General features: G+C 72.1%; 11 protein-coding genes and 4 tRNA genes. 8 read left to right on the top strand and 7 right to left on the bottom strand.

Annotated elements, in window-relative coordinates; all coding sequences use genetic code 11:
• Nucleotides 1-67: 67 nt before the first annotated feature.
• Entirely contained in the window at nt 68-745 is a 678-nt protein-coding gene (locus IE318_RS35290; RefSeq protein WP_189906924.1) for a histone deacetylase, read from the bottom strand.
• Between the two features lie 573 nt (nt 746-1,318).
• On the opposite strand from IE318_RS35290, the gene IE318_RS35285 reads away from it, so the two are divergent.
• Nucleotides 1,319-1,558, top strand: a complete 240-nt coding sequence (locus IE318_RS35285) for a hypothetical protein (protein ID WP_189906922.1) — start codon at nt 1,319-1,321, stop codon at nt 1,556-1,558.
• Nucleotides 1,559-1,928: 370 nt separating this feature from the next.
• Here the strand turns inward: IE318_RS35285 and IE318_RS35280 are convergent.
• The 4 genes from IE318_RS35280 to IE318_RS35265 all read right to left on the bottom strand — a co-directional run bounded on the left by IE318_RS35280 (nt 1,929) and on the right by IE318_RS35265 (nt 3,849).
• Nucleotides 1,929-2,002: transfer RNA gene (locus IE318_RS35280), tRNA-Phe, on the bottom strand.
• 24 nt (nt 2,003-2,026) lie between these two features.
• Nucleotides 2,027-2,101, bottom strand: a tRNA-Asp gene (locus tag IE318_RS35275).
• Between the two features lie 50 nt (nt 2,102-2,151).
• Nucleotides 2,152-2,224, bottom strand: a tRNA-Glu gene (locus IE318_RS35270).
• An 80-nt stretch (nt 2,225-2,304) separates the two neighbouring features.
• Nucleotides 2,305-3,849: a metallophosphoesterase family protein gene (locus IE318_RS35265; protein WP_189906920.1), complete on the bottom strand. Its 1,545-nt coding sequence runs from the start codon at nt 3,847-3,849 to the stop codon at nt 2,305-2,307.
• 118 nt (nt 3,850-3,967) lie between these two features.
• Between IE318_RS35265 and IE318_RS35260 the strand changes: the two genes are divergently transcribed.
• The 5 genes from IE318_RS35260 to IE318_RS35240 all read left to right on the top strand — a co-directional run bounded on the left by IE318_RS35260 (nt 3,968) and on the right by IE318_RS35240 (nt 9,342).
• Nucleotides 3,968-4,318, top strand: a complete 351-nt coding sequence (locus IE318_RS35260) for a metallopeptidase family protein (RefSeq protein ID WP_189906918.1) — start codon at nt 3,968-3,970, stop codon at nt 4,316-4,318.
• 219 nt (nt 4,319-4,537) lie between these two features.
• Entirely contained in the window at nt 4,538-5,092 is a 555-nt protein-coding gene (locus IE318_RS35255; RefSeq protein WP_189906916.1) for a hypothetical protein, read from the top strand.
• Nucleotides 5,093-5,301: 209 nt separating this feature from the next.
• Nucleotides 5,302-7,476 (top strand): DEAD/DEAH box helicase, encoded by a 2,175-nt coding sequence (locus tag IE318_RS35250; RefSeq protein ID WP_189906914.1) that lies wholly within the window; start codon nt 5,302-5,304, stop codon nt 7,474-7,476.
• Nucleotides 7,477-7,576: 100 nt separating this feature from the next.
• Nucleotides 7,577-9,133, top strand: coding sequence for an amino acid permease (locus IE318_RS35245; RefSeq protein WP_189906912.1), 1,557 nt, complete (start codon nt 7,577-7,579; stop codon nt 9,131-9,133).
• Between the two features lie 136 nt (nt 9,134-9,269).
• Nucleotides 9,270-9,342, top strand: a tRNA-Lys gene (locus IE318_RS35240).
• A gap of 112 nt (nt 9,343-9,454) precedes the next feature.
• Here IE318_RS35240 and IE318_RS35235 read toward each other — a convergent pair.
• Nucleotides 9,455-9,991: a GNAT family N-acetyltransferase gene (locus IE318_RS35235; protein ID WP_189906910.1), complete on the bottom strand. Its 537-nt coding sequence runs from the start codon at nt 9,989-9,991 to the stop codon at nt 9,455-9,457.
• Nucleotides 9,992-10,099: 108 nt separating this feature from the next.
• Nucleotides 10,100-10,477: an MmyB family transcriptional regulator gene (locus tag IE318_RS35230; protein ID WP_229903961.1), complete on the bottom strand. Its 378-nt coding sequence runs from the start codon at nt 10,475-10,477 to the stop codon at nt 10,100-10,102.
• A gap of 246 nt (nt 10,478-10,723) precedes the next feature.
• On the opposite strand from IE318_RS35230, the gene IE318_RS35225 reads away from it, so the two are divergent.
• Nucleotides 10,724-11,053, top strand: a complete 330-nt coding sequence (locus IE318_RS35225) for a cupin domain-containing protein (RefSeq protein WP_189906908.1) — start codon at nt 10,724-10,726, stop codon at nt 11,051-11,053.
• A 120-nt stretch (nt 11,054-11,173) separates the two neighbouring features.
• Nucleotides 11,174-12,340: a dihydrofolate reductase family protein gene (locus tag IE318_RS35220; protein ID WP_189906905.1), complete on the top strand. Its 1,167-nt coding sequence runs from the start codon at nt 11,174-11,176 to the stop codon at nt 12,338-12,340.
• The last annotated feature ends 94 nt before the right edge of the window (nt 12,341-12,434 follow it).

The following is a 12,434-nucleotide window of genomic DNA, read 5'->3' as shown; positions in this document are numbered from 1 at the left end:
CAGGCCGCGCCTCACAGGTCGGGCCTCACAGGTCGAGTCTCAGAGGTCATGCCTCAGAGGCCGTGCCTCAGAGGTCGCGCGGATCAGCTTGCAGCAGGTCCGTGACGGCCTCCTCGGACCAGTGGCCGACCGCGCCGGGGCAGGCGGCGACGTAGGAGGCGATCGCCTCCGCGTCCCAGGCGCCGGCCGCCAGCAGGCCCCCGGCCAGGAAACGGACGTAGGCGGCCGACGGCGGGTTCGAGCGCACGTCGTTCATGCCCCACGGCGCGGTGAAGGTGAGGACGGGCAGGCCGTCCACCTGGCCGGCGCAGACGAGGGTCTCGTAGCGGCCCGGGCCAAGCACGGCCCGGCCGTGGGCGAGCACCTCGCCCAGGTCGAGACCCGCACCGGGTTCGCGGTACATCTCCTGAGCCGCGATGTCGCAGAACTGCTCGGTGGACAGCAGGTGGGCCCGTGCCATGACCCGGCCGTCGGCACGCGGGTCGTAGAAGGCCCTGCCGCCTCCCCACACCGCTGACTCGGTGGCGAAGTACAGGGCGCCGGTCAGTTCCACCGGGATCGACCGGGAGGGCATCCGGGGGTCGCGGCACCCCGGATACGTCCGTGCGCCCCCCGGCGGTCTGCCGCCCCGGATGTAGAAGGCGAGCCGGTCGAGGTGCATGTTCGAGCCGTAGGACGTGTACCAGACCCGCTCCGGGCGCGGGTCGGTCGGTAACGTCCGATCGATGCTGTTCAGGGCCTTCACGCCTGCTGGCTCCTCGATCCGGCGGCGACGCCGCGCGTCCGGTACGACGGCACGAGTAAGCCCCTCTCCGTCAGTGCCGGAGAGGGGCTCATGCCCTGGTGAGGGCGGTTGTGGCTGGGGCCGGGGTCGAACCGGCGACCTTCCGCTTTTCAGGCCGTGTCCGGGCAACGCTGCGCCTGATCATAGGGTCTGTGCAGCCCCGCCGAGGGATGTCGTTGTGTGTCGCTGTTGGCGTACGGGTTGGCGTACGACTGCCTCAGTTGGTCGGCCCGTCGAGCCAGGGAATGACGCGTAGCGCGATCTTCCGGCTTCACGGGCTAAGCGGTAGCCACAACCGGAGCGCCCCCTTCTCGCGGGCCGAGACGGGGGGCGTTCGTATGCCCGTCTTGGGAACGGGGCCGCGAGGTGGCCACGCGCAGCGCCGCCCACCAGGGCCTGTCTGACGGGTCGCGTCACCGACCCCGCGCCCGACAGCTGTGTCACCCGAACGGCCCAACGTGACGTGCCACCCACATGGATGAACATCAAGCTGATGAGTGCCCCAATCAAGGCAATCCGTGAAAGGGGAACCGAATGCGCATTCGACGCATCCTCGCCGCCGGCATCGCCACGGCAGCCCTCGCCGGACTCGGCCTCACAGGCGCCGCCACCGCCACCGCCGCCAGCCTCACCCCGAGTCAGGGCGTCCCCGCCGCCCTCACCCCGGGTGAGTGCGTTGACGGCGGCGGAACGGTCGATTGGACCCCCAACCCGGCCAACCCCGGCACCGGGACCTGCAGGGGTGGCACGGGCAACGGGCAGGCAGTCGACTAAACCCCACCAGGCGCCAGGAGCGCCCCGCAGCCACGCGCTGCGGGGCGCTCTCGGTGGACACCAGGTGGGCCCGTGCCATGACCCGGCCGTCGGCACGCGGGTCGTGGAAGGCCCTGCCGCCTCCCCACGGCTGACTCGGTGGCGAAGCACAGGGCGCCGGTCAGTTCCACCGGGATCGACCGGGAAGGCATCCGGGGGGCGCGGCACGCCGGATACGTCCGTGCGGCCCCCGGCGGTCTGCCGCCCCGGATGTAGAAGACGAGCCGGTCGAGGCGATCCGGCGGCGACGCCGCGCGTCCGGTTCGACGGCACGAGTAAGCCCCTCTCCGTCAGTGCCGGAGAGGGGCTTATGCCCTGGTGAGGGCGGTTGTGGCTGGGGCCGGGGTCGAACCGGCGACCTTCCGCTTTTCAGGCGGACGCTCGTACCAACTGAGCTACCCAGCCACGAGGTTTCACGTGAAACCTCAGCGGTCCTGACGGGATTTGAACCCGCGGCCTCCACCTTGACAGGGTGGCGAGCACTCCAAACTGCTCCACAGGACCATGTGGTTGTGTGCGAACCATTGAACGTAAGTGTCGCACACCGTACTGCGTGCCCCCAACGGGATTCGAACCCGTGCTACCGCCTTGAAAGGGCGGCGTCCTAGGCCGCTAGACGATGAGGGCTATCGGCCCGCCTGGGCGCTTCTCAGCGCGTCGGGGACGTGAGAAGCATATGGGATGGCGAGGGGTATCGCCAAAACCGTTTACGGCCCGGCGGGCGGCGAGGCGTTTGACGGCGAGCTCGGGGTCGGGGTGGCGCCGGGGAGGTTCTCCTCGGGCAGGTGGCGGCTGACCTCGGCCGTCGTCTGGCCCAGGCCGCCCAGCTTGATCGCGTCCCAGGCCTGGAGGCGGTGGTTGTCGCGGTCGAAGTAGAGGATCGACGCCTCGATCGGGGCCGGGTATTCGTGTTCGACCGCCCGCAGCCCGCTGCCGCCCGTCGAGCCCTCCATGCGCAGCCGGGTGCCGTACTTCATGACCTCTGTGTCCTCGTGGTGCAGATGGCCGCACAGGACCAGCGGCACCGTGCCGTCCGTCTCGCGGGCCGCCGACGGCTCGTGGGCGACGGCGACGTCGACCGGAGTGCCCCTGGCCTGCTGTTCGCGCAGCGCCGACGCCAGACGGGTGCCCGCCATCTGCTCCGTCGCGCCGCCGCCGGGCACGGTGGAGCGGTCGGGAGTGAACTGGGGGTCGCCGGTGCCGGCGAAGCGCAGGCCCGCGACCGTCTCGGCGCGGCCGTCGTCCAGGACGTGCACGTTCTTCATGCGCTCCAGGTAGCGCTGGGTGATCATCGAGTCGTGGTTGCCGCGCACCCAGACGTACGGCACGCCCAGGTCCTTCACCGGGTCCAGGAAGCCGTTCTCCGCCGCCGTGCCGTGGTCCATCGTGTCGCCGGAGTCGACGATCACATCCACCTTGTACTGCTCCACCAGCGAGGCGATGATCTTCCAGCTCGCCGGGTTGAGATGGATGTCGGACACGTGCAGGACGCGGATGGTCGTCGGGTCCGGCTGGTAGGCGGGGAGCGTGGAGGTGACGTCGTAGAGCTTGGTCACGTTCGTCACCAGGCGTGCCAGCTCCTTCTGGTAGACGTCGAACTCGGTGACGATGCTGCGCGCGTTGCCGACGAGGGACGGCGCGGAGGACAGCAGCCCGGAGAACTTCGGCTCCAGCACGGACTTGGGGTTCCAGGTGGCGTACGCCGTCGCCCCGGACGCGGCGAGCAGGGCCAGCGCCAGGCCGCCGGCCGCCAGGGCGCGGCCCGGGCGGCGGTAGACGGCGAGGCCGAGGGCGGTCGCCCCGGAGACCACGGCCACGCAGGACCGTACGGCCAGGTCGAAGGTGCCGTGCTCGACGTCGTGCACGACCTCGTTCTGGAGGCCGGAGATCCGCTCGGGGTGGTCGACCAGTGCCTGGGAGCGTTCCGGGTCGAGCTGGTCGACGTTGACGTCCAGGCGGACCGGGGCCAGGTGGCTGTCCAGTTCCAGGGCGCCGAGCGGGGAGACGTTGATCTTCGTGCCGCCGCTCAGGGAGGGGCGCAGGGCCATCGTCGTGTTCATGGGGCCGACCGGCACCCGTACGTTGCCGACGATCAGCAGCCCCAGCCAGGCGCCGGCGAGCACCACGGTGACCAGACTCAGGGCGCGGAGCCAGGGGTGCGGCTCAGGGGTCAGGGCGAGGGCACGCGCTGCCCTCCGCGGGCCGTGCGTGCGGTGCAGCCGCCTCAGGGCTGCTACGGAGACGCGGGCCATTGGTCGCGTATGCCCAAGCGCGGCGCCGGATATGCGTCGTGTGCGGGGACGGGGCGGGTGGGACGTGCACCGGTGTGCGGGTGGGGCCGTGTCCGGTCGCGTGCCGGACAATGGGCCTGTGCTGGAGATGACGCGCGAGGAGTTCGAGGAACTGGTCGCCGAGGCCCTCGACCGGATCCCGCCGGAACTGACACGGCTGATGGACAACGTCGCGGTGTTCGTCGAGGACGAACCGCCCGCCGACGACCCCCAGTTGCTCGGGTTGTACGAGGGCACGCCGCTGACCGAGCGCGGTGAGTGGTACGCGGGCGTGCTGCCCGACCGGATCACGATCTTCCGGGGGCCGACGCTGCGGATGTGCGACTCCCGCGAGGACGTCGTCGAGGAGACCGAGGTGACCGTGGTGCACGAGATCGCCCACCACTTCGGCATCGACGACGCCCGGCTGCACGCCCTGGGGTACGGCTGAGCCACCGGGACCGGCCGGGCCGAGACCCCGGGCCGGCCGTGCGCTTCCCCGGGACCGGCCGCGCCGGGATCCCGGGGCCGGCCGTGCGCTTCCCCGGGACCGGCCGCGCCGGGATCCCGGGGCCGGCCGGTCCCTCGGGCCGGTGGCCGCGCCCGCGTGTCCTCTTGCGGGCGCCGGGAGTTGGGCACGGAGACTTCTTCCTCCCGGAGGTGGCTTTCCGTGCGCCCCTTGCCTGTATCCGTCCGACTCGCCGCCGCGGCTCTCGCCGTCACCGCCGCCGCCGGCTGCGTGAGCGTGGGGGAGGACTCCGGCGGCGGGGCCCGGCCGTCGCACTCCGCGGACCGGCGCGGCGGTGCGGCACAGGCCGCAGGGACGGACGTGTCCGGCGGTGCGGCGGGACACGCCGGCGGCGCGGGCGACCCCGAGCACGGGCACGGGGAACAGGAGAAGGGGAAGAAGGACGGGTCGCCGTCCGCGTCGGCCTCGCCGTCGGCCACGGGCAGCGCGTCCGCTGCGCCGCCCGGCAAGCGCGCGGTGCCGCCGAAGCCGGGCGCTCCGACCCCGACCGAACAGGTGCCGGCGCCGCCGCAGACGTCCGCCGCGCCGGAGCCGCCTCCGGCCTCGTCGCCCCCGCCGCCGGCCTCGCCGGAACCGACGGTGGCCGAGCCGTCGTCCTCGGCGCACGAGGGCCCTGGGACCCAGCTGGAGCAGCGCGAGCCGGCGCCCGAGCCGGTCGGCGACTACGACCGTCGGCCCGGTCGACTGCGCCACTGACCTGCGAGAAAGGCTTTCGGTTTGCCTTGAGGGGCGGTGAGTGCGTATGGTGGCAGATCGTTTGATCCCATTTGCCCGGCGCCCACGCAGAGCGCGCCGTGTGGCGCGTACTCTCCCTTGCCGTGGCGGACCGCATCGAGGCGGTCGTAATGCGAAACACGGAGTTGACGGGCGCGTGCCGACGAGACTCCGGAAGGTTTCGCATTCGCATGTCCATTGCCAGTACTGATCACGTCGTCGTGCCCGAGAGCATCGAGGACGCCACCGAGGCCGCCGAGGCTCCCCAGCAGGCCGAGGCCGCCGAGAAGCAGGAGGCCAGCGAGGTCACCTTCGCGGACCTGGGCCTGCCCGAGGGCGTCGTCCGCAAGCTCGCGCAGAACGGCGTGACCACCCCCTTCCCGATCCAGGCCGCGACCATCCCGGACGCCCTGGCCGGGAAGGACATCCTGGGCCGCGGTCGCACCGGCTCGGGCAAGACCCTCTCCTTCGGTCTGCCGACCCTGGCCACGCTGGCCGGCGGCCGTACCCAGAAGCACAAGCCGCGCGCCGTCATCCTCACCCCGACCCGCGAGCTCGCCATGCAGGTGGCGGACGCCCTCCAGCCCTACGGCGACGTCCTCGGCCTGAAGATGAAGGTCGTCTGCGGCGGCACCTCGATGGGCAACCAGATCTACGCCTTGGAGAAGGGCGTCGACATCCTGGTCGCCACCCCGGGCCGGCTGCGCGACATCATCAACCGCGGTGCCTGCTCGCTGGAGGACGTGCAGATCGCCGTCCTCGACGAGGCCGACCAGATGTCCGACCTGGGCTTCCTGCCCGAGGTGACCGAGCTGCTGGACCAGGTTCCGGCGGGCGGCCAGCGGATGCTGTTCTCCGCGACGATGGAGAACGAGATCAAGACCCTCGTCGACCGCTACCTGACCGACCCGGTCAGCCACGAGGTCGACGCCGCCCAGGGTGCGGTGACGACCATGTCGCACCACATCCTGATCGTGAAGCCCAAGGACAAGGCGCCGGTCACCGCGGCCATCGCCTCCCGCAAGGGCCGCACCATCATCTTCGTGCGCACCCAGCTCGGCGCCGACCGTGTGGCCGAGCAGCTGCGCGACGCCGGCGCGAAGGCCGACGCGCTGCACGGCGGCATGACCCAGGGCGCCCGCACCCGCACCCTGGCCGACTTCAAGGACGGCTACGTCAACGTCCTGGTCGCCACGGACGTCGCCGCGCGCGGCATCCACGTCGACGGCATCGACCTGGTCCTGAACGTCGACCCGGCCGGTGACCACAAGGACTACCTGCACCGCGCCGGCCGTACGGCCCGCGCCGGCCGCACCGGCACGGTCGTCTCGCTCTCGCTGCCGCACCAGCGGCGCCAGATCTTCCGTCTGATGGAGGACGCGGGCGTCGACGCCTCGCGCCACATCATCCAGGGCGGCGCGGCCTTCGACCCGGAGGTCGCCGAGATCACCGGCGCCCGGTCGATGACCGAGGTGCAGGCCGAGTCCGCGGGCAACGCCGCGCAGCAGGCCGAGCGCGAGGTCGCCCACCTCACCAAGCAGCTGGAGCGCGTGCAGCGGCGCGCGGCCGAGCTGCGCGAGGAGGCCGACCGGCTGATGGCCCTGGTCGCCCGCGAGCGGGGCGAGGACCCCGCCGCCGTGGTGGCCGAGGCTCAGGCGGTGGCCGAGCGGGCGGCCGAGCTGTCGGTGCCGGAGCAGCCGGCGGCGCAGGACGTCGACCGCGCCGAGCGTACGGCGGGTTCGTCGTCGTACGACCGTCGCGAGCGGCGGGACGAGCGCGGCGGGCGGTCGTTCGACCGCGAGCGCTCCTTCGACCGGGACCGGGACCGTGACCGTGGCGGCCGTTCGTTCGAGCGCCGTGACGACCGGGGCGGTTTCAACCGCGACCGTGACCGGGATCGGGACCGCGACCGGGACCGTGGTTTCGACCGCGGCGACCGGGGCGGCTTCCGCCGGGACGACCGTGGGGACCGAGGTGACCGCGGCGGCCGTTCCTTCGACCGTGACCGCGACCGCGGCTTCCGCCGTGACGACCGGGACCGTGACCGTGACCGTGGCGGCCGTTCGTTCGAGCGCCGTGACGACCGGGGCGGTTTCAACCGGGACCGCGACCGCGACCGTGCCCCCCGCTCCTTCGACCGTCGGGACGAGCGCGGCGGCTTCCGCCGGGACGACCGTCCGGCCCGCCGCGACGAGCGTGGCGGTCACCGTGGCAGCGACCGCCCGTTCAACCGCGACCGCCAGGGCGAGCGCCCCGGCTTCCGCTCGGGTGGCCACGAGCGTCCGTACGGCCGCCGTGACGACCACCGCGGTGGCGGCTCCTTCGGCCGCCGCGACGACAAGCCGCGCTGGAAGCGCAACGGCTGACACAGAGTGAACATGAGGGCCCGCACGACCGATGTCGTGCGGGCCCTTTTCGTTGCCCAGTGGTGCATGTCACACCGTCGGCGAGGGAATTGCTGGGGGCATGACAGATGACACCGGCGCGGTGCGCGGAACGAGCGGGAAGGGCGGGCTGTCGGACGAGGAACGGCTGGCCCAGCTCGGCTACACCCAGGTCCTGGCCCGCCGCATGTCGGCGTTCGCCAACTACGCGGTCTCCTTCACGATCATCTCGGTGCTCTCCGGCTGTCTCACCCTCTACCTGTTCGGCATGAACACCGGCGGCCCCGCCGTGATCACCTGGGGCTGGGTGGCCGTAGGCCTGATGACGCTGTTCGTCGGCCTGTCGATGGCCGAGATCTGCTCGGCGTACCCGACCTCGGCGGGCCTGTACTTCTGGGCCCACCGGCTGGCGCCACCGCGCTCGGCCGCCGCCTGGGCCTGGTTCACGGGCTGGTTCAACGTGCTGGGCCAGGTGGCGGTGACGGCAGGCATCGACTTCGGCGCAGCGTCCTTCCTGGGCGCCTATCTGAACCTCCAGTTCGGCTTCGAGGTGACCCCGGGCCGGACGATCCTGCTCTTCGCGGCGATCCTGGTGCTGCACGGCCTGCTGAACACCTTCGGCGTGCGCATCGTGGCCTTCCTCAACAGCGTCAGCGTGTGGTGGCACGTACTGGGCGTGGCCGTGATCGTCGCCGCGCTGGCCTTCGTACCGGACCACCACCAGCCGACGTCGTTCGTCTTCACGGAGTTCGTGAACAACACCGGCTGGGGCAGCGGCCCGTACGTCGTCCTGCTGGGCCTTCTGATGGCCCAGTACACCTTCACCGGTTACGACGCCTCCGCCCACATGACCGAGGAGACCCACGACGCCTCCACGGCCGGCCCGAAGGGAATCGTCCGCTCCATCTGGACGTCCTGGATCGCCGGCTTCGTCCTCCTGCTCGGCTTCACCTACGCCATCCAGGACTACGGCCGCGAACTCGCCTCGCCGACCGGAGCCCCGCCCGCCCAGATCCTCCTGGACGCCCTCGGCGCGACGGCCGGCAAGCTGCTGCTCCTGGTGGTTGTCGGGGCGCAGCTGTTCTGCGGGATGGCCTCGGTGACGGCCAACAGCCGTATGATCTACGCCTTTTCCCGCGATGGCGCGCTGCCCTTCTCCCACGTGTGGCACACGGTGAGCCCGCGCACCCGTACGCCGGTGGCGGCGGTGTGGCTGGCCGCGCTGGCCGCCCTGGTCCTGGGCCTGCCCTACCTGATCAACGTCACCGCCTACGCCGCCGTGACCTCCATCGCGGTGATCGGCCTCTACATCGCCTACGTCATCCCGACCCTGCTGCGCGTGCGCAAGGGCGACGCCTTCGAACGCGGGCCCTGGCACCTGGGCCGCTGGTCGCAGACGATCGGGATCGTGTCGGTGGCCTGGGTCGGCGCGATCACGCTTCTCTTCATGCTCCCCCAGGTCTCCCCGGTCACCTGGGAGACCTTCAACTACGCCCCGGTCGCCGTCCTGGTCGTCCTCGGCTTCGCCGCCACCTGGTGGCTCGCCTCGGCCCGCCACTGGTTCCTCGACCCTGCCCACACCCGCACCCGGGCCCGAGACGCCGCCCGTGCCGACGCCCCGGAACCGGCCGACCCCTGATCCTTCCCCTGGACCCTGGACCCTGGACCTCAGAGCGCCGCCCACCGCCCGTACGCCACACTTACGGCCCGGCTCCCCCGATACCCGATCGGAGACTCGGCGTCCTCGGGCTATGCTCGGGGAGGCAACATCGCCTGGGCCCTTAGCTCAATTGGCAGAGCAGTGGACTTTTAATCCATTGGTTGTGGGTTCGAGTCCCACAGGGCCTACGGCTGCGGGGGAGGGGTTCACCCCCTCTGACCTGCTGTGCAGCGCTCGGGTCGGCTTCGGCGGACTCGGGCGCTGCCTCGTTTCCGGGCTCTTGCGCGAGGGCCCTCGCGCTCACCCCTGTGCGCCGCCGGGCCACTCCGAGCGGAGCATGGAGAAGATCACCTGATCGTGCCACCGGCCGCCGCGCCACTGCGCCGAGCGCAGCACGCCCTCCCTGACGAAGCCCGCCTTCTCCAACGCACGCTGCTCGGCGAGGTTGGCGCAGTCCGTCCAGGCTTGGAGCCGTTCGGCTCTGGTGTGGCTGAAGAGGTACTCGGCCAGCAGTCGCTGGGCCCGGGTGCCTGTGCCGCGGCCGCGCGCGGCCGGCGCCAGGCCGATCGCCAGCGTCCAGCAGGTGGAGGTGGCGGGCCGCCCCCAGGTGCCGGCGAACCACTCGACCCGGCCCACCGTCCGGCCCGCCTCCGCCACGGAAAGCACGCCGCCGTCGGCGCCGAGCAGGCCGGTCTCCGCGAACTGCCGGCGCAGGCCGGCCGAGGAACCGAAGCCGAACCACTGGTACGGGCCGCTTCCCTCCGGCCCGTTGAACTCGCGATCGAACAGGTCGAGATCGTCGGCGGTCACCGGACGCAGCGTGATCTCGTCGGGCATGGAGTGACTCCTGATCCTCTCGACCACAGGGTTCGGCCTCGTACGGCCGGCGTGGCAGTGGCGTCTGACTTTTCCACACATCGAGCCGCGGGCCTTCGCAGGTCCGATTCACCGGCGTTCGGCTTGTTCCTGGAGCCGGGTGAAGGCGGAGGCGTGGGGTGCGGTGGCGGCGAGGGTGTAGGTGACGATGGTCAGGCCGGGGTCGGCGGGGATTTCGAGGGCGTCGTGGTCGAGGTCGAGATCGCCGGCGTCGGGATGGTGGAAGCGCTGTTGTCCGCTGCGGTAGTACTCGACCTGGTGGGCGTCCCAGCGTTGGGCGAATTCCTCGCTGTGTGCGGCGAGTTCGTCGACGAGATCGGCGAGGTCGGTGTTGTCGGGAGTCCGGGCGGCTTCGGTGCGCAGGCTGCCGACCGCGTCGTGGGCGATGCCCTCCCAGTCGCGGTAGAAGCGCCGGGCGCGCGGGTCGAGGAAGACGAAGCGGGCCAGGTTCGGCGGCTGCTCCTCCGTGTCCCACCGTCATGCCTCTCGCCGCTTCCCCGCACCGGACGTCGGAGGCGGGCGCCCCCGGGACGGACCGGCACGCAACGGCGACGCTGGCAGCCGCCGTCCTCGGCTTCTTCGTGATCACCCTGGACGCGACGATCGTGAACGTCGCTCTGCCCTCGATCCGCGACGCGCTGGGCGGCGGGATCACCGGCCTGCAGTGGGTGGTCGACGCCTACACGGGCCGATGTGATCCACCGCGGCCAGGAGCCGTCGAAGGCCCGGGCGAACGCGGTCCACTTCGCGCTCGGCGCCCGCACCGCCTGGCACTACCACGGACTGGGCCAGACCCTCTGCATCGTCGAGGGCCTCGCCCTGGTCCAGTCCCGCGGCGGCAAGATCCTCGAAGGCCACCCCGGCGACGTGATCTGGACCCCGCCGGGCGAGGAGCACTGGCACGGCGCCGCCCCCGACCACTTCATGACCCACATCGCCCTGTGGGAGACCGACGACGTCGACCGGCTCGACCACGTCACCGACACCGAGTACGCCGGCCCCCGCACCCGCGACCTGTCCTGATCCACAGTGGTGCCGGTGCGGCATGCCGGGGTTTCGGCGGGGATGCCGGCTGCTCGTGTGGGACTGCCCGACTCCGAGTCGGTCGTGTGAGACTGCCGGTCTCCGAGAGAGAGTGCACCGATGCCCCTTCCGTACGTGCTGTTGTCCGCCGCCGTCTCCCTGGACGGCTATCTGGACGACACCGGCCCCGATCGCCTCCTGCTGTCCAGCCCCGCCGACTTCGACCGGGTCGACGAGGTACGGGCGTCGGTCGACGCGATCCTGGTCGGGGCCGGCACCCTGCGTGCCGACAACCCGCGGCTGCTGGTCAACTCGCCCAAGCGGCGTGCCGCCCGAGTCGCCGCCGGGCAGCCGGAGTACCCGCTGAAGGTCACGGTCAGCGCCTCCGGCGAGCTGGCCCCGGACGCGCGCTTCTGGCACACGGGCGGGGAGAAGATCGTCTTCACGACCGACAAGGGCGCCCAGCGGCTGCGCGAGGCCGGCATCGCCGCCCACGCCGACATCGTCCCCCTGGGGGACGAGCTCGACTGGCGGCTGCTGCTGGAGCACCTGCACGACGTGCGCGGGGTGCGCCGGCTGATGGTCGAGGGCGGCGGGACGGTGCACACCCAGTTGCTCCAGCGGCAGCTCGCCGACGAGGTGCAGCTCGTCCTGGCCCCGCTGTTCGTCGGGGACCCGCGGGCGCCTCGGCTGTTCGGTCCCGGCGCGTACCAGGGCGGGCGGCTGCGGCTGGTGGAGACGCGGGCCATCGGGGACGTCGTCCTCATGCGCTACGAGCCGACCGCGCCCGGCACCGGGCCTGAGGCCGCTCCCGCGGACCGGCACTGGCTCAGGATCGCCTGCGAGCTGGCGGCGCAGTGCCCGCCGTCGCGGACCGCGTTCAGCGTGGGCGCGGTCGTGGTCGCCGCCGACGGCACCGAGCTCGCCCGGGGCCACTCGCGGGAGGGCGGCGACCCGGTCGTGCACGCGGAGGAGGCGGCGCTGGCCAAGATCGATCCGGCGGATCCGCGGCTGCCGGCCGCCACGGTGTACAGCAGCCTGGAACCGTGCGCCCGACGCGCCTCCCGGCCGCGCCCGTGCGCCCGGCTGATTCTGGACGCGGGGGTGCGGCGGGTCGTCACAGCCTGGCGGGAACCGGACACCTTCGTCGAGGCCGCCAACGGGGCCGCGGTGCTGCTGGACGCGGGGGCGGACGTCGTCGTACTGCCCGAGTTCGAGGGCCCGGCCCAGGAGCCGAACCGGCACCTGGGGGGCGAGGCCCTCGCCAGGGCCGAGGAGAGGCGCTGACGAGGGCCGGCCGAAGGGCCTGACAAAAGGCCCGACGAAGGGCCGGACAAAGGGGTGCGCGAGCTGCCCCGCGGATGGCGTACACTGGTGTCAT

The sequence above is a fragment of the Streptomyces spiralis genome (assembly GCF_014654675.1).
Lineage (GTDB): Bacteria > Actinomycetota > Actinomycetes > Streptomycetales > Streptomycetaceae > Streptomyces > Streptomyces spiralis.
This window is presented reverse-complemented; position numbering and strand designations above follow the sequence as displayed.